The sequence below is a fragment of the Vibrio mytili genome, from assembly GCF_000830505.1.
Lineage (GTDB): Bacteria > Pseudomonadota > Gammaproteobacteria > Enterobacterales > Vibrionaceae > Vibrio > Vibrio mytili.
In genome coordinates this window covers 1-25,652 of record NZ_JXOK01000055.1, presented here as the reverse complement: position 1 = coordinate 25,652, position 25,652 = coordinate 1, and the positions used below count along the sequence as shown (strand labels likewise).

Here is a 25,652-nt window from a genome sequence, read left to right as displayed (position 1 = left end):
CAAAAAAACAGCATTCCCGATCACAACCGGACATAAAACCTTGAGATATGCTTTCTTTTGAATATCATGGAAAGTCAATGGTTCTTCGCCCTCATGGCACAGCTGGATAGCGCAGTCCCCTCCTAAGGGACAGGTCGTAGGTTCGAATCCTACTGGGGGCGCCATTTCTCAAAAAGGCTAGCGAGATAGTCACTACTAGCCTTTTCTTTTCTCAACGAAAACGGTCACGTTACGGATCACGTAATACCGTACTTAGCCTTCGACACCACAAGTATGACCTTGAAGTCATTTTCCAATACTATTTACAGTTTTATATTTTATGTCTTTAATTAATGGAGAACTTTACCTATTCTTCGGATATTAATAAAAATATTATTAAGATCATGTCTAAAAGTAATCTAATAACAAATACTGGACACCGCTTCATTTCGAAAGGTAAGACAGCTTTTAAGATCCATATACATACGCCAGAAGATACGGTACTTCACCGCTCTGTCGGATTCGTTCGGATTGGAGAAGAGAAAGGGCTAAAAAAAGCCATCAAATTGAGAAATGAACTGGGGCGGCAAATGTGGGGGAAATTTTGGCGCCGTTTATTAAAAGATCCATACTTGATGACGCGTCTACCACATAGCGTTGAGCCAAAAATCGTTCACAAACCAAACCCTACCCTTGAAAATCCCGACAACCGAGACACATGTTACATTGCTAAATGGCGCGAATTCGATGACAACGGAGAGTACAAGTATAAGACGGTTGTGCGTTCAATTAGTAAGTATGGCAAGCTCGCCGCCTACATGCAGACCAAAAAGGCCTTGCTAGAAGCACACAAAGACAATCTCGAGATTTTGGTTTATATGGGACGTTTAAGTAGCATTGGGCTTAAGTAAAGCTGATACTCCCTTCATTTCGAGTTAGAAAAAGGGTCGCGTGAGTAATTCGATAGTCAGCAGTTCGATAGTGACTTTTCTACCGGAATAAAAAAACCGCGGTGTACATACCGCGGTTTCCGATTAGCAGAGCCTTAGCCTTGAACTATGCGTTGGCTTCACGCTCAGCAATAAATGCCAGTGCCATTTTGATGCGAGCAACACAACGATCTTTGCCAATCAGCGCCATTACTGCATCTACGGAAGGAGACTGACCACCGCCAGTTACCGCGACACGTAAAGGCATACCGATTTTGCCCATGCCAATTTCTAGCTCTTCACATACTGCTGCAATAACGCCATCTTTGATGTTCGCTGTCGTCCACTCAGTCAGTGCTTCTGCTTTCGCTAGAGCAAGCTCCAAAGGCTCTTTCGCCACACCGCGCAGGTGTTTCTTCGCTGCTCCCGCTTCAAACTCAGAGAAATCTTCGTAGAAGTAACGGATTTGCTCAGCAAGCTCCACTAGCGTATTGCAACGCTCACCAACCAACTTGATCACGTCTGTGATTGCAGGGCCATTTGTGACGTCCAGTTTTTGCTGATCAAGATGCCATTGTAGGTGCTCTGCAACGTACGCTGGTTCAGATGTTTTGATGTAGTGGTTGTTCAACCATTGTAGCTTGTCAGTGTTGAATGCAGACGCTGACTTTGATACCGCGTTTAGGCTGAATAGGTTGATCATCTCTTCTTGTGTGAAGATCTCTTGGTCGCCATGAGACCAACCCAGACGCACTAGGTAATTATTTAGTGCTGCTGGTAAGTAACCCATATCGCGGTACTGCATTACCGATACCGCACCGTGGCGTTTAGACAGCTTCGCTCCGTCATCACCTAGAATCATGGCACAGTGTGCGAATGTTGGTACTGGTGCACCTAATGCTTCGTAGATGTTGATCTGACGAGGCGTGTTGTTGATGTGGTCTTCACCGCGCACGACGTGAGTGATACCCATATCCCAGTCGTCAACCACTACACAAAAGTTGTACGTCGGTGAGCCATCGGTACGACGGATGATAAGGTCATCCATTTGTGTGTTGCTGATTTCGATACGACCACGGATTTGGTCTTCGAATACCACACTTCCCTCTTTTGGATTGCGGAAGCGAATGACACACGGGTCGCCATCTTTAGCAGCTTCATTCGCGGCTTTAATCTTTGGATGGTTTGCATCGTAACGAGCCATTTCTTTGTTGGCTTCTTGCTCAGCACGAATTTCATCCAGCAGCTCTTTAGACGCATAGCATTTATACGCTTTATCTTCTTCGAGCAGCTTATCAACCATTTCATTGTAACGATCAAAACGTTGAGTCTGGTAGTAAGGACCTTCATCCCAATTTAGACCTAACCATTCCATGCCTTCGAGGATTGCATCTACCGCTTCTTGCGAATTACGTTCAAGGTCTGTGTCTTCAATACGAAGAACGAATTCTCCGCCTTGGTTTTTCGCGTAAAGCCAAGAGTAAAGTGCAGTGCGCGCACCACCAACGTGTAGATAGCCAGTTGGGCTAGGAGCAAAACGAGTTTTAACCGTCATTTGAGTTCCTTAAGGATAATGTGCAACGAGAAGGCTCTCGTCATAATGTCAAGGATGTAAAGTGGCGACATTTTAACACCCTAAGTCAATTCTACAATCATTCCGTGTTGATATCTCTAGATAGAGAGAGACAACAAAACTTGACCTTACCCTTGCAGGAAGGTTTAAGCTCATTACATTGCTAATAATGAGGACAAGTTATGAATCAGTTTGTCGTCCCAATGTCAGGGCTCAACTGCATGGGCTGTGCGAGAAAAGTGGAGAAAACATTGCATGCCAATCACCATGTTGAAATCAGCAATTTGTCTCCAACCTCAGTTGAAATCAATACTGAAGACTCTTTAGAAGATATCGTTCACTCTATTGAATCCTTAGGTTACAAAGCAGGCAACACGTATGAGCTTCACCTATCAGGTTTGAGCTGTGGAGGATGCGTTAATAAGCTTTCTTCACTTTTAGAGTCAAACTCGAATGTGATTTCATTTGAAGCTTCTAAGACACACTTAAGCATCCGAACGATTCTTTCAGAACCACAAGTCATCGAACTGGTTGCTACTCTGGCTACAACGCCAGCGTAGAGTCTGACGAAGAAGAAACCATCAGTGATCAGACTGAGACCAGTAAAAATGAACAGAATACTCAACCAACTGAGCCAAGAAGCAAGGTAGAAGAAATTCCACCAGCGACGGGAACTCAAATTCAAATGCTCGTTCAAGGCATGACGTGTGCGAGTTGTGTATCTTCCGTTGAAAAAGCACTGACCAGTGTAGCTGGTGTCGAAAAAGCGCAAGTGAACCTGGCAGAACAAAGCGCCTTAATCTTTATTGATAAAGACTCTGAGGCACTGCACCAATCCATTGTCGAATCCGTAAAACAAGCGGGGTACGACGGTGAAATTCTGCAAGATGCCGCGACACAGCAAGAGAAACAAGCCGAGCAACAACGTCGACAACAAAAACGCTTCAAGCTGGATGCCATAGCTGGTTTAGTTGTCGGTGGACCTTTAATGGTTTGGGGCATAGCTGGCGGCAACATGATGGTGAACAACACTAACGATCAGCTTGCGTGGGGTGCAGTTGGTGTGCTCTGCTTGATACTGTTATCCACTGCAGGTAAGCACTTTTTCAGTAATGCTTGGTTGGCTGCTACGCACAAACGCGCAACCATGGACACCTTAGTCGCTCTAGGCACTGGTGCGGCTTGGGCTTACTCTATGCTGGTCGTAATTTTCCCAGACTGGTTCCCTTCTGCATCGCGCCACGTCTATTTTGAAGCCAGTGCGATGATCATTGGCTTGATTTCATTGGGTCACTATATCGAGGCAAAAGCGAAAGCAAATACAACACGCTCATTGCAAGCGCTCGTGAACCTGCAACCTCAACGCGCTACCGTGATCACAGAGCAAGGCGATCAAGATATTAGAGTTGAGCAAATCACCTTAGGAATGACACTGCGAATTAGACCTGGGGAGAAACTCCCTGTTGATGGTTCAGTGATGCAAGGTGAGTCTTATGTCGACGAATCGATGCTTACGGGTGAGCCAGTTCCTGTGCTCAAAACAAAAGACGCTCAAGTTTCTGCTGGCACCCTTAACACTGACGGCAGTCTTATTATTGAAGCAACTGGTATTGGCAGTAATACCATGCTAGCCCGAATCATCCGTATGGTTCGCAGCGCGCAAAGCAGTAAACCTGCCATCGCAAAACTCGCCGACCAAATATCTTCAGTGTTTGTTCCTGTCGTGGTTGCGATTGCGATTTTATCCGCTCTGGTTTGGTTGGCGGTTGGACCTGCACCACAGGCCAGTTATATGTTGGTGGTCGCCACCACCGTTCTGATCATCGCTTGTCCTTGCGCGCTAGGTTTAGCGACTCCGCTTTCTGTCACCGTCGGGGTGGGTAAAGCCGCTGAGCTGGGTATATTGATCAAAGACGCCGATGCCCTGCAATTAGCCAGTAGGCTTGATACAGTTGTCTTTGATAAAACTGGCACATTGACGCAAGGAAAGCCGAGTGTACAGCAACTCTTCACGCACGCGACAAGTGAAGAGGATCTGCTCGCCATGGCCTATGCCGCAGAGCGCCAATCCGAGCATCCTCTCGCAAAAGCAGTCTGTGACTTTGCAAAACAGCACCATGCAAAGACCGTCACGTTGGATTCCTTTGACAATATTCGAGGACGAGGCATCGTCGCGACTTACCAAGGTCAATCCTTACAAATTGGTTCATTGCAATTTATGCAAGCAGAGCGCGTACAAACAGACGCACTTCAAGATGCTATCGAACAATGTGCTCAGAATGCTTGGACGCCAGTTGCCGTCGCACTTGATGGAAAACTTATTGGCCTGATTGCCATTGCCGACCCAATTAAATCTGACGCCAAACAAGCCGTTGCAGCATTAAAATCACAAGGCATCAAAACCGTAATGTTAACGGGTGACAACCAACATGTCGCAGAAGCCATTGGTCAGGAGCTTGGTATTGATGAAGTGATCGCTCAAGTCATGCCGGATGAGAAAGCACAAGCAATACAAAAACTCCAGGATCAGGGTCGTACGGTTGCGATGATAGGCGATGGCATTAATGACGCCCCAGCGTTAGCCCTATCGGACCTTGGCATTGCGATGGGCAGTGGCAGCGATGTCGCGATCGAAAGCGCACAAATGACGATTCTCAACACGTCCCCCATGGCCGTCGTTCATGCCATCGAATTGTCCCGTGCGACACTTAAAAACATGAAGCAAAATTTGTTTGGAGCGTTTGTTTATAACTCTCTAGGTATTCCAATTGCTGCCGGTGTCCTTTATCCAGCATTTGGTTTTTTGCTGAGTCCCGTTGTAGCAGGAGCAGCAATGGCCCTATCGTCAATTACGGTTGTGAGTAATGCTAACCGATTAAGACTGTTTTCTGTTAAATAACCCGTTCTTTAAGAGGCTACTATGAAATTGAAACTCTTAACCTTCGCAATACTGACAACAGTATCCGCTAACGTACTCGCCGCCGATGTCATTAACCACAAGTCGCCTTACTGTGGTTGTTGTGGTGATTGGACAAAACACATGGAAGAGCATGGCTTTACCGTTGAAGAAAAAAAACATCAAGACATGAATGCCATTAAGCGTGAATTAGGCATGAACAATGAGAAATTGTATTCATGCCACACCGCTGAAATTAATGGGTATCTTTTCGAAGGGCACGTCCCTGCCGCAGACATCAAAGCATTCTTAGCAAATCCGCCTAAGAACGCCAAAGGTCTTGCAGTACCCGGTATGCCAATGGGTTCACCAGGGATGGAATACGGAGATAAAAAAGACAGCTACACTGTTTATGCCTTCAACGCACAAGGACAGGTATATGAATACCGCCACTATAAAGGCAACGACAAAGGCAACGACAAGTAATAGACATCAGGTTTCCCCATAAAAACAAAGCCCTCAACCTAATAACAGGTTTGAGGGCTTTAAGTAAGGAACCTATTTTAACAGAGTATTCCGCTCACCAACGCTATGATTATCGGACGCTGGTTACACGACTCGCACGTTGACCAGTTTGTGATACGGAACGGATAAACACTTCACCGTTAACGGCTGGACGAGCATTATCAGAATATGTCTGCCAGTTTTTGCCATCTTGGGAATACTGCAGCTCAACACCAGGAAACTGAACATTCATCGTTAAGCGACCATTGTCGATCTTTGCTCCTGGAACCGGTAAACGATACTCAATGCCCGATTTTTCAAGTTTGGTCAACTCACGCTGTCCAAGCAAGTTAGCAAAGCGGTTGTAATCACGATTTAACGCGTCTTTGTTAACAAGATTCGTGTCTTGTGAGTACTCTACCCCAACTTGGTAATCGTTCTCCCACTCTGCACGGTGCCATGCTCGCTCTGCTGCTGCCAGTACGCGTGGGAATACCATATATTGATATTGCTCATCATTACGTACTGTCTCAGACCATAACTGTGCAGACAATCCATAAAACGGCTTCGCTTGATTTCGCCTTTGCCTGAGAAGCCATTACCGTCACGATCCAACGAGGTTTCCGCATTTTGCGGCATGTTTTCTGGCGCAAAGCCAAACATTTTACGCGTGTCTGTCGCACGTGTAGCCCAGTAGTAGCCACGCTCTTTAGGGTCGGCTTCGTATGGCATATCCATATATACATAGTCTGGGTTAGACACTATCACGTCATAACCTTTCTGGGCCCATTCGTAGACCGAAGAGGTTCCACCCCAGTAGAGTACGTCCCAGAAGTTTACACGATTGTTTTCGGTGGCAAACGCTTTAGGGCCTTCACTGTATTTCAGACCATCTTGCCATGCTTGGAAATTAGGAATGCCCTTCTCAGCAACTAGCTTGGACACTTGCTCAGCGAAGTGACTTGGTAAATGAGCAAAATCACTGACGTTACCTTCGGCAATCAAGGCTTGACACTGAGGTGAGCGAGCGAATGGCTTGTCTTGTTTAGAAAGGTCGATGTTCCCTTTCCAACTCACTTTCTCTTGCGCTTTTACATCTTGGAAACCCGCGCCCAATTTGATGTTTTTCGCTTCATCACCACCAAAGTGCCACGTCGTCAGTGGAGAACCCGCTTCTTGGTGCATCGCTGCGACTTCAGAAATGACCTTATCCACAAAGCGTGTTGACGATTCCATGCATGGGTTAATAAAGCTTTGCTTGTCGTAAAACTGAACCGTAGTGACATTGGATGTGTCTTGCGGATCCATCAAACGATATTCATTGGCCTGAGCTTCTTTCCCTTCAGCCATCAAGCGATCATAACGCGCTTCCATTGACACGACGGCGGCTCGGGCATGGGCTGGCATATCGATCTCTGGGATTACCTCAATACTGCGCGCTTTTGCATACTTCAAGATCTCCACGTAATCCGCTTTACTGAAGTAACCCGAACCAAAGTTCTCTGAGGTTGGGCCGGATCCCAACTGAGGCAATATGCAACTTTTCTCTTCGAGATCAAAACAACGGTTTGCACCAATCTCTGTCAGTTCTGGTAAACCCGGAATCTCCAAACGCCAGCCTTCGTCATCAGTCAAATGTAAGTGCAGCTTATTCATTTTGTACGCAGCCATTTGATCCAATGTTGCTAGGATTGCCGCTTTTGAATGGAAGTTACGCGCTACATCAACCATAACACCACGATAGGCAAAACGCGGGGCGTCTATAATCGTAACTTGTGCCAGTGAATCTGTATTCTGGCTATCTATCAAACCAAAGATAGACTGCACAGCATAAAAGGCGCCCGTTTTATCAAATGCTTGAATTGAAATCCCATCTTGTTTGATGCTCATCTGGTAAGCACCTGACTTTTTCAGTTCACCAGAAAAAGCGCTTGGTTCGACGGAAACCCTGACAGGAAAACGGCCTTCAATATCGACGCCTATCACCTCACTTCGGGCTTGGATTGCCGCATATTGATCGTCATCGAATGCAGATTTAGGTAGTGAAAGACCATTTGCGATATCGACATTCCCATTACCGACTTCAACATGCATTGGGGTAGGAAGTAACGTCGCAGAAACATCTTGCTTCTCTAAATCCAGATTTTTATCAAAACGAGTGAGCGCATTGGCAAACACATTGTTGTCATCAGGCGTTCGCTTTAAGTTGTCCCCTTCAAGTCCAGAAACAAAAGAGTCAACGTCTTCGGTATTTAAAGATGCGATCATTTTTGGTTCGGCATTTTCAGCCGCAACAAATGCACCAGGCATAAAGTCCGTATCGAATAATTGCCAGTATTCTCCAACTAGCGGTATAACAACCTCTTCTCCGGCAGCGAAGCCGTCAAACTTGTCTGTAGGTTCAAGTTTGTGTAAATCTCCCGTCACACGAGTCACTTTAAATTGTTCATTTTCAACGTCCAGAATCAGACGAATACTATGAAAATAAATGGCCCAATCGTTTGATTCAACTGCGTCACCCTGGTTGGTTAACGTCATATTGACCTTGTTACAAGACGCCCACTCCGCCCCCATGTCTTGACAGGCAAGTCCATCGTTCGCTCCGTGGTTGGTCAACACTTCATATTGAATATCAAGGTTATTGGCCAGTGAATTGACCACTTGTTGTTCATTGCTCTGAAGCGCAGAGCAACCCGCTAGTGTAGTGATAACAGAAGCAGCAATCAGGCTATGTTTTAACATCTTACTTCCCCAAAAAATCCATATTTTAAACGACAATAATGAGAATAGTGAGCACACCAAACCGTGTGTTCAACCGATGCATTCAACATACAACTTGTTTTTTCTAAGCGTAAAATAAATAAAATTAAGAAGTGATCCTGCTCAAACTTCACAATTCAACACAACAATAAAATAAAAAGAATCATACACTTAATAAAAACGTTAAAAACGAACAACTCTTTTTGACGTGTTTTTCGCGATCTGTGTCATGAATATCGATGGATTAAACGGGGTTTAACTGGACCCTGATCACATCCAAGCATTAACAAAAAGATGGGCAGACCACCGTCAAAGTCAGTTATGTGAAATTGTTCACAGTTATCCCTCGTTAAAGCTCGTCAAAATTTATTGAAATGACGGTTTTGTCGGAGCAAAAAAAGCGATACCAACAGCGATACCAACATAGATAGGTCATGTTTTTACACCGCCCCTTGTCTAAGGTATAAATTGAAAGTGAAGTCTATAAAAGGATAAAAATATGGTTCGTCTCATGGCACTGCTGTCATCTCTCATCGTCGGCTTAACTTCCTTTTCATCATTCGCAGAACCACAACATTGGTTAGTGAAAAAAGGCAGCATCGAGTACATGATCATTGGTTCCGTTCATGTAGGAGACGATAGTATGTATCCACTACCCCGAGCCATCACCAACTACCTGAAAACAAGCAATGGATTAATCATCGAAGCGGATATCAGAAGTTCGGAATCCATTGTCTATCCAAAAGATTCCATCGCCACAAAAATGATTCTAGACAGAGCTCAACGAAGAGAACTGATAGAAATCGCAAAAGAACTTGGACTATCAGAAAAACAACTTCTTAATTCTCCGCCTTGGTCCACGGCATTGATGATTCAACTCGCATTTGTCAATAAACTGGGATATATCGCTGAAAATGGCGTGGACATGCATTTGATTAATCAGGCCGATGAGCTAAGGATACCCGTCCTTTCTCTGGAGTCACTTCAGTTTCAAGTTGACCTTATTTCAGGTCAGCCTGATTCCGGTAAAGAAATGTTAATGTCGACACTCAAAGAATCTCACCGAGGGGAAGAGATGATTCAGTGCCTTATTGAGAGTTGGCGCAGTGGTGACGACAACGCATTAATAGAGGCCACACTGACGGATGAAGCCAGTGATGAGTTTAATGATGCGTTCTTGTATTCTCGTAACCGCGATTGGGCAGCAAAGTTAGACTCTGGCAACCTACTGCCGCAAAAAGAAGGCCGCTATACAGTCGTCGTCGGTAGTTTGCATTTGGTCGGGCAAGACAATCTCATTGAACTGCTGGCACAACGCGGATTTGAGATAACGCCTTTGGGTAAGACGGGCAAAGCTAGGTGTGAGATTTGAAATGGAAGATCTAGGTGAAGGTAGAGCCTAGGTTCTAGGTTCTAGGTCCTAGCTCCTAGGTCCTACCAAGCAGCACTATTTACAACCTGTAGATATGAAAAAGCCCCAGCAATTTGCTGAGGCTCTAAATTTGGTCGGTGAAGAGGGATTCGATCGGACTGGCGCTCCAGCCCCGACCCTCTGGTCCGCTATGTTTACAAAGAACGAGATGCACTACCAAGCTGCGCTATTCACGACCTTTCAGATATGAAAAAGCCCCAGCAACTTGCTGAGGCTCTAAATATGGTCGGTGAAGAGGGATTCGAACCCCCGACCCTCTGGTCCCAAACCAGATGCGCTACCAAGCTGCGCTATTCACCGAAACGTTTAACTGGGAAGTTATCCCCGTCAACGAATGGGTATATTACGGATTCTCATCTGAGACGCAAGTGCTTTTCCTAAAAAAATCCATTGTCATAATTCGTTTGCTGAATTACTGAACACTAGCACGCTAAATGTGACTAACAGCTCACAATTAAACACAGTCTGTTAACCTTAGAAACATAATTGATCCAGATCAGTGCTGAAAAAACCACCGCAATTTAGTTTGGCACTTGTCGGGAATATCTTAGAGGAAATATTATGGACTTTTGGTTTGATCTTCTATTTGGTAATGCAGTGGGTCTATCATCAATGATTGTGATCTTTGGTGCGATAAGTCTAATGTTGTTTTACGGCGGTTTCTTCATCTATAAGGTAATGAACGACAAATCTCCTCACTAGAATCTCGCTTAGCCAAAAACGCTTTGCACCGGAGTCGGTTTTTTGCCTACTCCGGTTTTTTATTGATTTTTTCCCACATCTCGTCAATATAATCTACCTGTCCAGTTCTTATGAGATCGCCGTTATGTCTCACGATGACGATTTAGATTTATTTCAACAGATGATGGGCGACGTTAAACCTATCACCCAAGATACCGCAGAACTCAAGAAGGTTCATCAAGTCACGGAAGCACAGCTTGCTAAGCGCGAAGCGGCAATATGGCTTACAGAAGATGACCCAGAATATTTGTCGCTCGACCATGCCAACATGCTCAAGCCAGATGACTTCGTTGAATACAAGCGCGATGGGGTACAAGACGGCGTATATCGTAAACTCCGCCTAGGGAAATACCCAATTCAGGCTCGTTTAGATTTACACCGCAAAACGCTAAAAGAGGCACGTGATGAAGTGGTCAAGTTCCTCAAACAATGCATTTCTATGGACATTCGAACCGTTATGATCGTACACGGTCGCGGTGAACGCTCTAATCCCCCAGCATTAATGAAAAGCTTTGTTAGTAGTTGGCTGCAACAAATCAATGAAGTGCAATGTGTCCACACGGCGCAGCGTTTCCATGGTGGCAGTGGCGCGGTTTACGTACTGTTAAAGAAAAGTGCCGATAAGAAACTCGAAAACCGAGAGCGTCATCAAAAACGATTGGGCTAAGCTTCCCTCGGTGTTAGAATGCGCTCCCTTATCTCCCCTTGCCAGTGCTAAGGGGAATTCTTATTGACCGCCGTTGTGAAACGTTAGGAGACCAACATGTCACAAGATAATGCGAAACGCTTAAACAAATTCATCAGCGAAACTGGCTTTTGCTCACGTCGTGAAGCCGACCGATTGATTGAACAAGGTCGTGTCACCATCAATGGCAATACACCAGAAATGGGCACTAAAGTGCTCCCTGGTGATGATGTCTGCGTCGATGGCAAGCCAGTTGCAGCGAAAGAAAGGCCTATCTATATCGCGCTGAACAAGCCGACCGGAATCACCTGTACGACAGAAAGAGATGTCCCGGGTAACATTGTTGACTTTATTGGTCATAAAAAACGTATTTTTCCGATCGGTCGCCTCGATAAGCCTTCGGACGGATTGATTTTTTTGACCAACGACGGCGATATCGTTAACAAGATCCTTCGCGCAGGTAACAACCACGAGAAAGAATACGTAGTACGGGTCGACAAGCCCATCACAGGCGATTTTCTCAAGCAAATGTCGACTGGTGTAAAAATTCTCGATACCGTCACACTGCCATGTAAAGTGACCAAAGAGACCAAATTCTCTTTCCGTATCGTTCTAACTCAAGGTTTAAACCGTCAGATCCGTCGTATGTGTGAAGCATTGGGTTATGAAGTGTTTAAACTGCGTCGAGTTCGTATTATGAATATTTCTTTAGATGGCATCCCAAATGGTAAGTGGCGCTACCTGACTGATAATGAAGTCAATGAAATTCTCGCGATGTGCGACGGTTCTGTTGGCACGGAAGAAGCGTCAAAAATGGATGCTCGAGGCCGCCAGATTCGAAAAGCGACCGACGCAAAGCTGTTTGATAGCCGAGATGAAAACCAAGAGTCCACCGCTCGTCGCAACCAAAAAACGCGTACCTTCCGTGGAAATAACGCGGATGAGTTTCGCCATGCTCCTAACTCGAAAAAAGTTCAGCAGGGACACCGTCAGCGCCAGAACGAAAGCGCACGTCCAGCCAAAGAACGAGACCGGGCGAAACCCGCAGGGCAAGACGCAAAATCTCAATCACAACATAAGCCGCATGCACCAAGTAAGCCAAAGCAATTCTACGCGAATCCGAATGCGACAAAACCTAGCAAGCCAGCAAAACGTAGTGGCGGCACATTGAGCTTAAAAAAATAACGCTATCCTTGCTAAGCCATAGATAGCCTGCCCCATATAACTACAGGACGCTTATGCGTCCTGTAGTTAAAAGCAAAAATCTCGCTCAATTACAAACACAACGATGCAAACTGACCACGAGTTAACAGCAACAGATCTTGTGGGGCCAACTCTATCTCTAGCCCTCGCTTCCCTGCACTGACACAAATCGTGTCCAGCTCATTCGCACTTTCATGCAAAAATGTTGGCAATGCTTTTTTCTGCCCCAACGGGCTGATTCCGCCGACAACGTAGCCAGTTGTTTTCTGTGCAATATCCGCATCAGCCATATCCGCTTTCTTTCCTTTGGCTGCTTTTGCTGCCAGTTTAAGATTCAATTTCTGATCGACAGGAATAATGCAACCGCCAAATTTCTTGGTTCACCATTTAAACAAAACAGTAATGTTTTAAACACCGTCTTAGGGTCTTGCCCCAACACCTCTGCCGCTTCCAGTCCATAACTATCGGCTCTTGGGTCGTGTTCATACTGATGAATGGTGTGTGGCACTTTTTTCTTTTTCGCTAGATTAATGGCCGGAGTCATCAATACTCTCCTTCTAAAAACAAAAAACACAGAGTCATTAAACGGACTCTGTGTTTTAAGTTAATGATATCGACAAGTTTGAGTCAATCGTTTATCACCAATGACAATGAACTTGATTAACTCATATCCTCAAATGACATAAGCAAGTTACTGTACGATTACATTATTGGTGATGTATTTAACTTGCCCCGCAGGCGCATATTCATTAACGTCAATTGGACTGTGCGATTGCAGATATTCTTTTAACACTTCTGCATCCGTAAAGCCTGTGTTGACGTAACCTGGATGGTCGTCAATCTTCGGGTAACCATCGCCACCAGCAGCGTTATAACTTGGTACGGTAAAGCGATATTGGTCATCTAAATTCAACTGTTTCTCACCGATAAAAACATTCGTCACTTGACCATTTTCGATGCTCATCGAGATACCAGCAAACTGAGCGTACGCACCAGAATCAACGGGTTTGGTTGCAACCACGTTCAAATAATCCAGCACCTCTTGTCCAGTCATATCAACATAAGTCACCATATTGCCAAATGGCTGTACCGTTAAAACATCTTTGTAGGTAATGTCACCCGGCGCTATAGAGTCTCTCACGCCACCGGAGTTCATGATGGCAAAGTCCGCTTTTGCACGCTGCATATGAGCCGTGGCAATCAAACGACCTAAGTTAGTTTGTTGGAAACGCACGACGTTACGATCGCCTTCCAACTTACCATTTGACTCGGCAATTTTAACATTAAGCTGCCCCTGACCTTTCTCCTGATAAGGACGCAGGAAGGACAACATCGCTTCATCTTGAGCAATTTCATCTTGCACAAGGACACGTTGTGATTCTCCGTTAACTTCGATTTTTTTCTTCAAGTTCACCGGAATCAGATCGTAGCTTACCATCGAGAGTTCACCATTGCGGAACTCGTAATCTGCACGTCCCACATACTTACCCCATTCGTAGGCTTGTACAATATAGGTACCATTTTGCAGATCCGGTTTACATTCGTCGCCAGGTTTGAAATTCTTTTTAATAACGTTCGGCCCTTCCATACAGACTGGCTCTTGTGAATGCCCACCGACGATCATATCCAAATCGCCTTCAGCTAGGTAACGAGCCAATGCCACATCACCTGGCGCATTGATTCCACGATTACCATTTTCGTAGTGCCCCATATGGGTAGCTGCAATGATTAAATCAGGCTTTTCGGTCTGTTTTAATTCGGCAATCAGTTTTTTCGCTTCCTCTTTGGGATCGCGGAAATCAATTTGCTCAATAAACTCTGGGTTCCCAAGTTTCGCGGTATCTTCTGTCGTTAATCCAATAACCGCGATTTTGATGCCCTGTTTATTGAACATTTCATAAGGCTGGAATAAACGCTTACCCGTTTTCTTGTCGTAAATGTTGGCAGATAGCAGCGGGAAGTTTGCCCACTCTTGTTGTTTAAACAACACGTCGAGTGGATTATCAAACTCATGATTACCTAACGCCATGGCATCATAGCCAATTTTACTCATCCCTTTGAAGTCAGGCTCAGCATCTTGTAAATCAGACTCGGGAACTCCTGTATTGATATCACCACCAGAAAGAAGCAATACGCTGCCGCCTTCCTCTCTGATTTCATCACGTAACTCATCGATTAGGGTTTTCCGTGCTGCCATGCCATATTCACCGTATTTGTTTTGCCAAAAGCGGCCATGGTGATCGTTTGTATGCAGAACGGTTAACTTGTAGGTCGTGTTTTCATTCCATTCATGGGCTGGTTCTGTCGCACACCCACCAAGAGTAAACAGAATCGCGGCACTTAATGCGGTTTTTATCATCAGACGTTGTTTCATTGCCTTACCTTTTTCTTTCTTTTGAGGTCCACTGCTTTGATGCTTTTAAGCAACAAAATTTTTGTTGCTAATCAATGAGTGTAGTCTAACCAAATAAATGTCGCCTAACATATTGATTTCACGATTATGATGCATTGATCATCAATATTCGAAAGTGAGGTCGAAAAGCCATCCTTATTGAGATCACAGACAAAAAAATAGCCAACACTTGGTTGGCTATTTTTGAGATGAATCACAGTGTGGCTATTTGATATCAATGTCCGCAAAGCTTTTGATCAAATCATCCAGAGACTTCATTTGTGCAAGGAATGGCTCTAGCTTGTCGAGTGGCAGAGCGGATGGCCCATCACAACGTGCTTGCTCTGGGTTCGGGTGAGCTTCAATGAATAGACCCGCAATGCCTGTCGCCAGACCTGCTTTTGCCAGTTCCACCGTCTGTTCACGACGGCCACCAGATGCCGCACCTGATGGATCACGCATTTGTAATGAGTGGGTGACATCAAAAATGATTGGGCTGCCTTTCGACGCGTTTTTCATTACGCCAAAACCAAGCATATCCACAACTAAGTTATCATATCCATGGCAAGAGCCGCGCTCACAAAGAATGATATTTTCGTTACCACACTCGGCAAACTTCTCAACAATATTGCCTACTTGACCAGGGCTCATAAACTGAGGTTTCTTAACATTGATAACCGCACCTGTTTTTGCCATAGCTTCAACAAGGTCTGTTTGACGAGCAAGAAAAGCCGGAAGCTGAATAACATCGACCACATCCGCTACCGGTTGTGCCTGTGCTTCTGTATGAACATCCGTAATAATTTTCACGCCAAACGTGTCTTTTAGCTCTTGGAAGATTTTCATACCTTCTTCCAAGCCAGGGCCACGGTACGAGTGAACAGAGCTGCGGTTTGCTTTATCGAACGAGGCTTTAAATACGTATGGAATACCCAGTTTATCGGTCACTTTTACGTAGTGTTCACAAATCTGCATAGCAAGATCACGAGACTCGAGAACGTTCATGCCTGCGAATAAGGTAAACGGCTTGTCGTTCGCAACCTGAAGGTCGCCGATATTAACGATTTTCTGTTCCATATTGATTCTCTTTCTTTCTGTCCACGATGCGCCACATCAAGCACATCGATAAAATTAGGTCTGATTTAGTGCAGCGTCACTTGCTTTTCAGTCATCACATTCACTTGCGATTTTAGTAGCTCAGAAGCAGGATCGTCGGGGCACTGGTCAATAAAGTACTGGAAATCTGACACAGCCACTTGATGGCACTCCAACTGCTGGAAGATAAAACCACGATCACGAATTTCGTAAGGATCGTCAGGCACAAACGTGAGGGCAAGATTAGTACAGCGCAACGCTAACGTGTAACGCTCTTCACGTAGCATGGCGCTTTTAATCAGCGCTAACCAACGGCCAATGATGGTTGGGTTATCGGCTTCTTCAAAATGCTCTGGTTTTAGCTGCGCAAGCGGGCCTTCTTGACCAATCAACCAAGCTTGTAAAATTTTCTTGCCCACATACTCGCCATTAAATGGGTTGATGTAATCAGGTGCTTTGTGCATCCAATCAACTTTGAGTAAAAATTGCGTTGGGAAAGTGACGCCCTTTAAAGGAAAACCGAGCTTTTGGCCAAGATGTAGCAGTACTGCTCCTAAACTGACAGGTATCCCTTTTTTGCGTTCGAGCACCTTATCAATAAAACTGTTGTCAGAGATAAAATACTCTTGCTCGTCACCTTTAAAACCCCATTCATGAAAAAACAAACGCAAAAAAGAATCTAATCGTTGCTCTTCATCGGTTTCATGAACTAATGCGGCTTCCGCTTCTTGGTATAAACGTTCTAGCTCTTGCTTCGCCCAATCTACATCTGTTTCTGGGTTGATAGACTTGTTTAGCTCTAACGCCCCATCCACCAGTGGCATATTGTCGAAATCTTCGTCAAAAAACTCCAGCATAGTGATTACCCAAATAACGTCGGACTTTTAGAAACAGCAATATTCGCAGCCATCACCAACCAACCCAGCGCGCCTAAAAAGCCAAAAATTTGCAGAAGTTTGTTTTTTGCTAACTTCAATGCAAAAAAACCTAAGGCGATGTACGCGAGTACGCAGGTGATCTTATTCGTCAACCATGGTGCAGCATCGGTAAACGGAACAAAACCAGTGATAAAGATAAGAGCAATACCAGACAATAGCAGCGCAGTATCTACACATGGGGAAACACTTTTAGAAAACGATGGTTGCGCTTTGGAGAGTTCATCATCATCAATACGAATCGGATCGATAATAACGTGGCACTGAGCGCCACGGTTAGGAGGTGAATATGTTTTAAAGCTACGTACATTTATCTTCTCTTTTGTATTGTGCCACTGGTTACAAACACGATGAAACCGTTTATTGCTTTGGTGTTCGCAATTTTAACCATGGCAACAGTGGCTGCTGACTGACTCAATGTGGTTATGGGGTGAAACAACCGAGCGTTACTCGATCGTTGCCACCGTAATCTTTCTCTGTGGTGACTTGCTGGTAGCCAAAGTCGCTCATAATATCCCGAACGGCACTAGCTTGATCGTAACCATGCTCAAACACAAGCCACCCTCCTAACTCTAAATACTGACGCGCAGTATTTGCGATATAGCGAATGTCTGCGAGTCCCTGTTCATCTGCCACTAGGGCGGACTTTGGCTCGAAGCGAACATCCCCTTGCGCAAGGTGCGGATCTTTTTCATCAATGTAAGGAGGATTGGAAACAATTAAAGCAAACTTTGTACCCAACTCAATTGGTTCGAACCAACTGCCTTGGTTAAACGTCACATTTTTAATGTTTAGCTGGGCAGCATTCAACTCGGCCAGTTGTTTTGCTTCTGATTTGAGATCAACGCCGATGACTTGTCGTTTCGGTAGTTCCGATGCCAGTGCCAACGCGATTGCACCGGTTCCTGTACCTAGATCAAGTATGGCCCCACTCTGATTGAAGGTTTTATCCAGCGCGACTTCGACCAAACGCTCGGTATCGGGCCTTGGGATTAACGTCGAGGGCGAGACTTTCAAAGGTAATGACCAGAACTCCCGCTCACCAATAATGTAAGCCACTGGTTCTCCTGTGAGACGCCTTTCAAGTAATGCTTCAAATTGCTCTTGCTGCTGCGTTTCTAACGCTTTTTCTGGCCAAGTAAGAAGGTAAGACCTTGGTTTATCGAGCACAAAGCAAAGCAGTACAGCGGCATCTAAAGCAGGCGACGTTTTGCCGCCTGCTGTGAGTTTTGCCGTGGCACTCTTCAGTGCTTGTTCAATCGATTGAGCTTGAGCCATGAGTTACACGTTCTCGGCAAGTGCCGCTAACTGATCTGCTTGGTGTTCTTGAATCACTGGATCGATCAAACTTTGTAGATCCCCTTCCATCACTTCATTCAAGCGGTATACCGTTAGGTTGATACGGTGATCAGAAACGCGCCCTTGTGGATAGTTGTAAGTGCGAATACGGTCACTGCGGTCACCCGAACCAAGTAGGTTACGACGGGTGTCTGAGACTTCGGCTGCACGCTTTGCTTCTTCCGCTTGGATAATACGAGCGGCAAGCACTGCCATCGCTTTCGCTTTGTTTTTGTGCTGTGAACGTTCGTCCTGACACTCCACAACAGTACCGGTTGGTAAGTGAGTGATACGGATAGCAGAATCTGTGGTGTTGACGTGCTGACCACCTGCGCCCGATGCACGGAATGTGTCTATTTTAAGGTCAGCCGCTTTGATTTCTGGAATTTCCGCTTCCGGAATTTCCGCCATAATCGCAACAGTACACGCAGAAGTATGAACGCGACCTTGTGATTCGGTTGCTGGCACACGTTGTACGCGGTGGCCACCTGACTCAAACTTCAAGATGCCGTATGCGCCTTCACCACTGACTTTGGCGATCATCTCTTTGTAACCACCATGTTCTGATTCGTTAGAAGACATCACTTCGATACGCCAGCCTTTTTTCTCTGCGAATTTGCTGTACATACGGAATAAATCACCAGCAAAAATACCCGCTTCATCGCCCCCCGCACCAGCACGAATTTCTAAGAAACAGTTACGGTCATCGTTCGGATCTTTAGGCAAAAGCAGTATTTGTAGTTCATCGGCTAAACGCTCGATGGTCGCTTTAGCTTCTTTAATTTCTTCTTGCGCCATTTCGCGCATTTCAGGATCGTCTTCGTTTGCCATCTCTTCAGCCGCAACAAGATCTTCTTGCGCTTGTTGATAAGCCTGGAAGCACTTTGTCACTTCCTCTAGCTGAGAGTACTCTCGAGATAGAGCACGGAATTTGTCCTGATCGCCAATGACGTCAGGATCACCAAGAAGATGTTGTACTTCTTCGTAACGTTCGACTAGCGTTTCAAGCTTAGTCAGAATAGAGGCTTTCATAGTGTCGTTTTCTTAATAAAAAGCGTGAGTCACAGATCATCCAAGCCAAGAGTCTGGCGGATAATCGTTAATTTTGCCGGTTCGCCCTGTTCCGCCGCGCTTTGCAATGCACGAGTCGGGGCGTGAATTAATTTATTGGTGAGCTTGTTACTGAGTTCACGTAGAACTTTTTCTGGTTCAGCGCCTGCTGCCAAAGACTGCAAACTTTTACTGAGCAAGTCCTCGCGTATTTCATTAGCTGCCGCTCGGTAATCCCGAATGCTATCTACAGCTTGTAGGGAACGTAACCACGTCATAAACGCAGCACTTTCCTCACTTACAATCGCTTCAGCCTGAATCGCTTCTAATTTACGTTGCTCAATATTGTTATCGATTATAGATTGCAAATCATCGACCGAATACAAATAAGCGTCGTTCAGCTCCCCGACTTGTGCTTCAACGTCCCGAGGAACGGCAATATCGACCAACAACATAGGTTGATGTCGACGTTTCTTTAATGCCGTTTCTACCATCCCTTTGCCAATGATCGGCAACGGGCTTGCCGTCGAACTAATCACAATATCCGCTCTTGCCAAATGATCTGGAATTTCATTCAAACTGATCACTTCTGCACCGAACTGTTCGGCCAAGCCCTGTGCTCGCTCCTTAGTACGGTTAGCGACAATCATGTTCCCACAACCATTCGAGGATAAGTGCTTGGCGACCAACTCAATGGTTTCGCCAGCGCCAACCAGTAAAACCGTCGAGTCAGATAAAGATTCAAATATGTGTTTAGCAAGCGTACAGGCCGCATAGGCGACCGACACCGCATTACCGCCAATATCTGTTTCAGTGCGAACGCGCTTGGCTACAGAAAAGTTTTTCTGAAACAATTTGTCTATTGATGCATCAACAGATTGATGTTCGCGTGAATCAAAAAACGCTTGTTTGACCTGCCCTAGAATTTGGGGTTCACCCAATACCAATGAGTCAAGCCCACAAGACACGCGCATCAAGTGTCGAATGGCCGCCTGCTCTTCATGTACATAAAGGCTTGGCATCAAATCTTCTCGGCTCACTTGATGGAACTGAGCCAGCCAATCGATCAGTTTATTTCGCGCTCCTTGCTTTACATCGCAGTACAACTCCGTTCGGTTACAAGTTGACACGATCACACTACCGTTGACCGCTTCATGCTCGCGAAGCTGTTCTAAGGCTGGACCCAATTTGTCCGGCCCAAACGCCACCTTCTCTCGCAAGTCGACAGACGCTGTATTGTGATTAATTCCAATAGCAAGCAAGGACATCTAACGTGGTATCTCTGAGATCGATTATAAAATAGGTTCAGAATTTTACTGTAAGGACGCAGTTATTGAAAGGGTAAGCCGGATTTGTTTTCCTAAGTCCGTCTTTTCAATGCTATAGTTGTGAACGAATACAGATGAAATCGATTAATAAGCCATCAAACATGACCTTACGCTCCTTTATTATCTTTCTCCTATCCGGCCTTTTACTGGTTGGTTGTTCTTCTATTCCAGAAAGTGTCACCAGCGTAGAGTGGCAAGCACATGAAAAAAAACTAGAATCTATTCAAACGTTTCAGGCGACTGGAAAACTCGGTTATATTGGGCCAGAGCAAAGGCAGAACCTGAATTTTTTCTGGAAGCACTCATCTGCACTTAGCCAGCTTCGACTCACGACAATACTTGGTCAAACCGCATTAAACCTGACCATCACTCCCCAAGGAGCAACAGTAGAAACATACGATGATCAAGTACTTTCTGCTCGCGATGCCAACCAATTGATTTACCGTCTCACCGGATTAATGATACCCGTTGATCATATGCCAGATTGGTTGCTTGGCTTACCAACCGACGCAGACAAGTTCCAACTCTCTGCAACCAACACACTGCAAGGTTTAGAAAAGAAAATAGATTTAAATCAGTGGAGTATCGCATACCAAAGATACACTGATGTACAATGGCATAAGCATGCCCTGCCTTTGCCAAGTCGACTAAAACTGACCACCTCTGACGTAAAAATAAACCTCATGATCACAAAATGGAACATCGCCCAATGATCGACATTTCAACCCGTTGGCCCTCACCAGCAAAATTGAATCTCTTTCTTTATATCAATGGTCGGACTGAAAACGGCTATCACGAGCTGCAAACCCTGTTCCAATTTATCGATTACGGTGACGAGCTTACTATCCAAGCTAATCACTCTGGTGACATTACCCTTTCGCCAGCAATACAAGGCGTGCCTTTGCAAGACAATCTCATTTGGAAAGCAGCGACCGCCTTGCAAAACTACGCGAACTGTCAGCTTGGTGCGCATATTGAACTGCATAAAATCCTTCCTATGGGAGGCGGTATCGGAGGAGGCTCATCGAATGCCGCGACGACACTGGTTGCGCTCAATTATTTGTGGCAACTGAATCTCAGTGATGATGAGTTAGCGGAGATTGGCCTGAAGCTTGGTGCGGATGTACCGGTATTTGTGCGAGGTTTTGCCGCTTTTGCGGAAGGAGTTGGGGAGAAATTGTCTCCGGCTTACCCAGAAGAAAAGTGGTATCTCGTCATCAGACCGAATGTTTCCATCGCTACCGCCGACGTTTTTTGTCATCCAAATCTGACGCGAAACACCCCAAAACGCGATCTGGAAACACTTTTGAACACACCAAACGTAAACGATTGCGAAAAAATTGTACGAATGCTCTACCCAGAGGTTGATAAGCAACTTTCATGGCTGCTACAATACGCGCCGTCAAGATTGACTGGGACAGGATCTTGCGTTTTTGCTGAATTTTCGAGCAAGACAGAAGCAGAAACTCTCCTTGCACAACTCTCTGATAACGTCTCGGCATTTGTCGCTCATGGCCGCAATATTTCGCCACTAAAAGAGACTTTGGCTGAATACCAATCAGCCTCACACCGACCTATTTAAACTGGACGCAAACCCGAGGTTTCCACCGTGCCTGATATGAAGCTATTTGCTGGTAACGCAACACCTGAACTAGCCCAACGTATTGCTGATCGTCTATACATCTCTCTTGGTGATGCATCTGTTTCTCGCTTTTCTGATGGCGAAGTTGCAGTTCAAATCAATGAGAATGTTCGTGGTAGCGATGTTTTCATCATTCAATCCACTTGTGCACCGACTAACGACAACCTAATGGAATTGGTTGTTATGATTGATGCAATGCGCCGTGCTTCAGCAGGCCGTATCACTGCAGTTATTCCTTACTTTGGTTACGCTCGCCAAGATCGTCGTGTACGTTCTTCTCGTGTGCCAATTACTGCAAAAGTTGTTGCTGATTTCCTATCCAACGTTGGTGTTGACCGCGTTCTTACTATCGACCTACATGCAGAGCAAATTCAAGGCTTCTTCGATGTACCTGTAGACAATATCTTCGGCACTCCAGTGCTTCTAGAAGATATGCAGGCGCGTGGCCTAGAAAACCCTGTGGTTGTCTCTCCTGATTTAGGTGGCGTTGTTCGCGCTCGAGCAACCGCGAAAGCACTGGGTGACATCGATATTGCTATCGTTGATAAGCGTCGTCCACGTGCAAACGTTTCTGAAGTGATGAACCTAATCGGTGACGTTGAAGGTCGCGACTGTGTCATCGTTGATGATATGATCGACACTGGCGGTACACTTTGTAAAGCAGCGGAAGCACTCAAAGAACGCGGAGCTAAACGTGTATTCGCTTACGCAACTCACGCAGTGTTCTCTGGCAATGCGGCACAAAACATCGGTAATTCTGTTCTAGACCAAGTGATCGTAACAGATTCAATTACGATGAAAAAAGAGATGGAAGCGACAGGTAAAGTAACCACACTTAGCCTGTCTCGCATGCTGGCTGAAGCGATTCGTCGTATCAGCAACGAAGAGTCAATATCTGCAATGTTCAATTAATTCGAACATTTCAGTTAGCCTGATTTTGAAACACCCCTCTTTGGGGTGTTTTTTTATTGGTACTGAGTGTGCACGATGTGAGTACAAAAGATCGTATATTGTGAGTTCACCCTCTGCGAGTTTTCTGTGCTATCATACTGCGCTTTTTGAGATTCCAGAGAGATCCTAACCTTGAGTCAACAAATCAAACTTCTTGTTGGTCTTGCTAATCCGGGACCAGAATATGCTAAAACTCGCCATAATGCGGGTGCTTGGGTCGTAGAAGAATTAGCTCGCGTGCATAACATTACACTGAAGAACGAGCCAAAGTTTTTCGGGGTAACAGGCCGCATCATGATCAATGGACAGGATCTCCGTTTGCTCATTCCAACCACATTTATGAACCTGTCTGGCAAATCGGTTGCTGCAATGGCAAAGTTTTACCAAATTAAACCAGAAGAAATTATGGTTGCTCATGACGAGCTAGACTTACCGCCAGGTGTCGCTAAGTTTAAAAAAGGTGGTGGTCATGGAGGACATAATGGACTGCGTGACACAATAAGCAAACTTGGAAACAATAAAGATTTTTATCGCCTCCGGATTGGAATTGGCCATCCAGGGCACAAAGATAGAGTAGCAGGTTTTGTACTAGGCAAAGCTCCCGCTAAAGAGCAAGAGCTATTGGATGCCGCTGCCGACGAGTCGGTGCGCTGTCTAGACATTCTAATGAAGGATGGGCTGTCAAAAGCACAAAACCGCCTCCACACGTTCAAAGCTGAATAAGGTTACTATCATGGGTTTTAAATGTGGCATCGTTGGTCTACCTAACGTTGGTAAATCAACTCTGTTCAACGCACTTACTAAAGCAGGCATCGAAGCGGCTAACTTCCCGTTCTGTACTATTGAACCAAACACTGGTGTGGTTCCTGTGCCAGATCTACGTCTCGATGCACTTGCAGAGATCGTTAACCCACAGAGAGTTCTTCCAACGACGATGGAGTTCGTGGACATCGCAGGCCTCGTTGCTGGTGCATCACGTGGTGAAGGTTTAGGTAACAAATTCCTAGCGAACATCCGTGAAACGGACGCGATTGGCCACGTTGTGCGTTGTTTCGAAAACGACAACATCGTCCACGTATCAGGCAAAGTATCACCAATTGAAGATATCGAAGTCATCAACTTGGAACTTGCCATGGCTGACCTTGATTCTTGTGAACGCGCTATGCAGCGTAATGCAAAGAAAGCTAAAGGCGGCGACAAGGACGCAAAATTCGAACTGACTGTGCTTGAAAAGCTACTTCCAGTACTGACTGAAGGTGGCATGGCTCGTACGGTTGAGCTTTCTAAAGAAGAACTGGCAGCAGTAGGCTACCTAAACTTCCTAACGCTCAAGCCAACCATGTACATCGCTAACGTCAACGAAGACGGTTTTGAAGACAACGCCTACCTAGACGCTGTGCGTGAGTACGCAGAGAAAGAAAACAACGTAGTTGTTCCAGTCTGTGCTGCGATTGAATCTGAAATGGCAGAACTTGAAGACGACGAGCGCGAAGAGTTCCTCGCAGATATGGGCATAGAAGAACCTGGTTTAAACCGCGTGATCCGTGCAGGTTACGAGTTGCTAGACTTGCATACCTACTTCACCGCAGGTGTTAAAGAAGTTAGAGCCTGGACAATTCCTGTCGGTGCAACGGCGCCAAAAGCCGCTGGTAAAATACACACCGACTTTGAAAAAGGCTTTATCCGTGCAGAAGTCGTAGGTTACGACGACTTCATTCAACACAAGGGTGAAAGTGGCGCTAAAGATGCAGGTAAATGGCGTCTAGAAGGGAAAGACTACATCGTAAAAGACGGCGATGTTGTTCACTTCCGTTTCAATGTTTAATTAAATGAATGAATTTTAAACACTTCATTTACACAAAAAGCCAGCGTGAAAGCTGGCTTTTTTTACTTCTGAAACCAGATACCTACAGTAAACTCCCTAGTTGCACGCTAATTTATTTCCAGTTTTTGATCATAAACACGCCTCTTTGTTTAAAAAGAAAGCGAACAAGGTTTTTTCCTGGATTTATTGAAAAAAACTATTGACGGATCTCACTCAACTTCGCATAATGCGCGCCGTTCCCGACGACAAGACCATTGTCAGTCGAGAGAAAAAACATGGTTTTGGCTACGTAGCTCAGCTGGTTAGAGCACATCACTCATAATGATGGGGTCACAGGTTCGAATCCCGTCGTAGCCACCATTCCTAAATGCTTTTCTATCAGAGCAATTAGGAA

At 45.4% G+C, this 25,652-nt stretch carries 18 protein-coding genes, 3 tRNA genes and 4 pseudogenes; 14 read left to right on the top strand and 11 right to left on the bottom strand.

The window, feature by feature from the left end; translation table 11 throughout:
* Nucleotides 1–87: 87 nt before the first annotated feature.
* Both SU60_RS14730 and SU60_RS14725 read left to right on the top strand, forming a co-directional pair.
* Nucleotides 88–164, top strand: a tRNA-Arg gene (locus SU60_RS14730).
* Between the two features lie 219 nt (nt 165–383).
* Complete coding sequence (locus SU60_RS14725; RefSeq protein WP_041156187.1) at nt 384–890, top strand: hypothetical protein; 507 nt, start codon at nt 384–386, stop codon at nt 888–890.
* Nucleotides 891–1,035: 145 nt separating this feature from the next.
* Here SU60_RS14725 and gltX read toward each other — a convergent pair whose 3' ends face one another.
* Nucleotides 1,036–2,463: a glutamate--tRNA ligase gene (gltX, locus tag SU60_RS14720; RefSeq protein ID WP_041156178.1), complete on the bottom strand. Its 1,428-nt coding sequence runs from the start codon at nt 2,461–2,463 to the stop codon at nt 1,036–1,038.
* Between the two features lie 200 nt (nt 2,464–2,663).
* On the opposite strand from gltX, the pseudogene SU60_RS14715 reads away from it, so the two are divergent.
* Both SU60_RS14715 and SU60_RS14710 read left to right on the top strand, forming a co-directional pair.
* Nucleotides 2,664–5,380: pseudogene (locus SU60_RS14715) on the top strand (copper-translocating P-type ATPase).
* 21 nt (nt 5,381–5,401) lie between these two features.
* Entirely contained in the window at nt 5,402–5,863 is a 462-nt protein-coding gene (locus tag SU60_RS14710; RefSeq protein WP_041156177.1) for a DUF411 domain-containing protein, read from the top strand.
* A gap of 109 nt (nt 5,864–5,972) precedes the next feature.
* Here SU60_RS14710 and SU60_RS14705 read toward each other — a convergent pair.
* Nucleotides 5,973–8,623, bottom strand: a pseudogene (locus tag SU60_RS14705) (beta-N-acetylhexosaminidase).
* A gap of 517 nt (nt 8,624–9,140) precedes the next feature.
* On the opposite strand from SU60_RS14705, the gene SU60_RS14700 reads away from it, so the two are divergent.
* On the top strand, nt 9,141–10,013 hold the full coding sequence (locus SU60_RS14700; protein WP_041156176.1) for a TraB/GumN family protein: 873 nt from the start codon (nt 9,141–9,143) through the stop codon (nt 10,011–10,013).
* A gap of 283 nt (nt 10,014–10,296) precedes the next feature.
* Here SU60_RS14700 and SU60_RS14695 read toward each other — a convergent pair.
* Nucleotides 10,297–10,373 (bottom strand) — tRNA-Pro (locus tag SU60_RS14695).
* A gap of 261 nt (nt 10,374–10,634) precedes the next feature.
* On the opposite strand from SU60_RS14695, the gene SU60_RS21450 reads away from it, so the two are divergent.
* The 3 genes from SU60_RS21450 to rluF all read left to right on the top strand — a co-directional run bounded on the left by SU60_RS21450 (nt 10,635) and on the right by rluF (nt 12,684).
* The gene (locus tag SU60_RS21450) at nt 10,635–10,775 is read left to right on the top strand and encodes a DUF3149 domain-containing protein (protein WP_041156175.1); all 141 of its coding nucleotides are present in this window, start codon (nt 10,635–10,637) and stop codon (nt 10,773–10,775) included.
* 124 nt (nt 10,776–10,899) lie between these two features.
* On the top strand, nt 10,900–11,481 hold the full coding sequence (gene smrA / locus SU60_RS14685; RefSeq protein WP_041156174.1) for a DNA endonuclease SmrA: 582 nt from the start codon (nt 10,900–10,902) through the stop codon (nt 11,479–11,481).
* Nucleotides 11,482–11,577: 96 nt separating this feature from the next.
* A complete protein-coding gene (rluF, locus tag SU60_RS14680) occupies nt 11,578–12,684 on the top strand; it encodes a 23S rRNA pseudouridine(2604) synthase RluF (protein ID WP_041156173.1) in 1,107 nt (368 codons plus the stop codon).
* A gap of 89 nt (nt 12,685–12,773) precedes the next feature.
* Here the strand turns inward: rluF and ybaK are convergent.
* The 8 genes and pseudogenes from ybaK to hemA all read right to left on the bottom strand — a co-directional run bounded on the left by ybaK (nt 12,774) and on the right by hemA (nt 20,780).
* Nucleotides 12,774–13,246: pseudogene (ybaK, locus tag SU60_RS14675) on the bottom strand (Cys-tRNA(Pro) deacylase).
* 147 nt (nt 13,247–13,393) lie between these two features.
* Entirely contained in the window at nt 13,394–15,076 is a 1,683-nt protein-coding gene (gene ushA, locus SU60_RS14670) for a bifunctional UDP-sugar hydrolase/5'-nucleotidase UshA (protein WP_041156172.1), read from the bottom strand.
* A gap of 243 nt (nt 15,077–15,319) precedes the next feature.
* Nucleotides 15,320–16,171, bottom strand: coding sequence for a 3-deoxy-8-phosphooctulonate synthase (kdsA, locus tag SU60_RS14665; protein ID WP_041156171.1), 852 nt, complete (start codon nt 16,169–16,171; stop codon nt 15,320–15,322).
* 65 nt (nt 16,172–16,236) lie between these two features.
* Complete coding sequence (locus SU60_RS14660) at nt 16,237–17,046, bottom strand: SirB1 family protein (RefSeq protein WP_041156170.1); 810 nt, start codon at nt 17,044–17,046, stop codon at nt 16,237–16,239.
* A 5-nt stretch (nt 17,047–17,051) separates the two neighbouring features.
* Nucleotides 17,052–17,434, bottom strand: a pseudogene (locus SU60_RS14655) (SirB2 family protein).
* Between the two features lie 113 nt (nt 17,435–17,547).
* Entirely contained in the window at nt 17,548–18,402 is an 855-nt protein-coding gene (gene prmC / locus SU60_RS14650) for a peptide chain release factor N(5)-glutamine methyltransferase (protein WP_041156169.1), read from the bottom strand.
* Between the two features lie 3 nt (nt 18,403–18,405).
* The gene (gene prfA, locus SU60_RS14645; RefSeq protein ID WP_041156168.1) at nt 18,406–19,494 is read right to left on the bottom strand and encodes a peptide chain release factor 1; all 1,089 of its coding nucleotides are present in this window, start codon (nt 19,492–19,494) and stop codon (nt 18,406–18,408) included.
* Nucleotides 19,495–19,523: 29 nt separating this feature from the next.
* The gene (gene hemA, locus SU60_RS14640; protein ID WP_041156167.1) at nt 19,524–20,780 is read right to left on the bottom strand and encodes a glutamyl-tRNA reductase; all 1,257 of its coding nucleotides are present in this window, start codon (nt 20,778–20,780) and stop codon (nt 19,524–19,526) included.
* A gap of 134 nt (nt 20,781–20,914) precedes the next feature.
* On the opposite strand from hemA, the gene lolB reads away from it, so the two are divergent.
* From lolB to SU60_RS14610, 6 genes are all read left to right on the top strand, one after another.
* Nucleotides 20,915–21,553, top strand: coding sequence for a lipoprotein insertase outer membrane protein LolB (gene lolB / locus SU60_RS14635; protein WP_084735864.1), 639 nt, complete (start codon nt 20,915–20,917; stop codon nt 21,551–21,553).
* Nucleotides 21,535–22,422 carry a 4-(cytidine 5'-diphospho)-2-C-methyl-D-erythritol kinase gene (ispE, locus tag SU60_RS14630; RefSeq protein ID WP_084735856.1) on the top strand — a complete coding sequence of 296 codons (888 nt, stop codon included), beginning with the start codon at nt 21,535–21,537 and terminating at the stop codon, nt 22,420–22,422. Before lolB ends, ispE begins: the two co-directional genes overlap by 19 nt.
* A gap of 27 nt (nt 22,423–22,449) precedes the next feature.
* Nucleotides 22,450–23,394, top strand: coding sequence for a ribose-phosphate pyrophosphokinase (locus SU60_RS14625; protein ID WP_041156165.1), 945 nt, complete (start codon nt 22,450–22,452; stop codon nt 23,392–23,394).
* 171 nt (nt 23,395–23,565) lie between these two features.
* Entirely contained in the window at nt 23,566–24,156 is a 591-nt protein-coding gene (gene pth, locus SU60_RS14620; protein ID WP_041156164.1) for an aminoacyl-tRNA hydrolase, read from the top strand.
* Nucleotides 24,157–24,166: 10 nt separating this feature from the next.
* Nucleotides 24,167–25,258, top strand: a complete 1,092-nt coding sequence (ychF, locus tag SU60_RS14615; RefSeq protein ID WP_041156163.1) for a redox-regulated ATPase YchF — start codon at nt 24,167–24,169, stop codon at nt 25,256–25,258.
* Nucleotides 25,259–25,541: 283 nt separating this feature from the next.
* Nucleotides 25,542–25,618: transfer RNA gene (locus SU60_RS14610), tRNA-Met, on the top strand.
* The last annotated feature ends 34 nt before the right edge of the window (nt 25,619–25,652 follow it).

Coding starts and splice junctions, on each gene's coding strand:
- SU60_RS14725 (WP_041156187.1), top strand. CDS start 384: ATGTCTAAAAGTAATCTAATAACAAATACTGGACACCGCTTCATTTCG.
- gltX (WP_041156178.1), bottom strand. CDS start 2,463: ATGACGGTTAAAACTCGTTTTGCTCCTAGCCCAACTGGCTATCTACAC.
- SU60_RS14710 (WP_041156177.1), top strand. CDS start 5,402: ATGAAATTGAAACTCTTAACCTTCGCAATACTGACAACAGTATCCGCT.
- SU60_RS14700 (WP_041156176.1), top strand. CDS start 9,141: ATGGTTCGTCTCATGGCACTGCTGTCATCTCTCATCGTCGGCTTAACT.
- SU60_RS21450 (WP_041156175.1), top strand. CDS start 10,635: ATGGACTTTTGGTTTGATCTTCTATTTGGTAATGCAGTGGGTCTATCA.
- smrA (WP_041156174.1), top strand. CDS start 10,900: ATGTCTCACGATGACGATTTAGATTTATTTCAACAGATGATGGGCGAC.
- rluF (WP_041156173.1), top strand. CDS start 11,578: ATGTCACAAGATAATGCGAAACGCTTAAACAAATTCATCAGCGAAACT.
- ushA (WP_041156172.1), bottom strand. CDS start 15,076: ATGAAACAACGTCTGATGATAAAAACCGCATTAAGTGCCGCGATTCTG.
- kdsA (WP_041156171.1), bottom strand. CDS start 16,171: ATGGAACAGAAAATCGTTAATATCGGCGACCTTCAGGTTGCGAACGAC.
- SU60_RS14660 (WP_041156170.1), bottom strand. CDS start 17,046: ATGCTGGAGTTTTTTGACGAAGATTTCGACAATATGCCACTGGTGGAT.
- prmC (WP_041156169.1), bottom strand. CDS start 18,402: ATGGCTCAAGCTCAATCGATTGAACAAGCACTGAAGAGTGCCACGGCA.
- prfA (WP_041156168.1), bottom strand. CDS start 19,494: ATGAAAGCCTCTATTCTGACTAAGCTTGAAACGCTAGTCGAACGTTAC.
- hemA (WP_041156167.1), bottom strand. CDS start 20,780: ATGTCCTTGCTTGCTATTGGAATTAATCACAATACAGCGTCTGTCGAC.
- lolB (WP_084735864.1), top strand. CDS start 20,915: ATGAAATCGATTAATAAGCCATCAAACATGACCTTACGCTCCTTTATT.
- ispE (WP_084735856.1), top strand. CDS start 21,535: ATGGAACATCGCCCAATGATCGACATTTCAACCCGTTGGCCCTCACCA.
- ychF (WP_041156163.1), top strand. CDS start 24,167: ATGGGTTTTAAATGTGGCATCGTTGGTCTACCTAACGTTGGTAAATCA.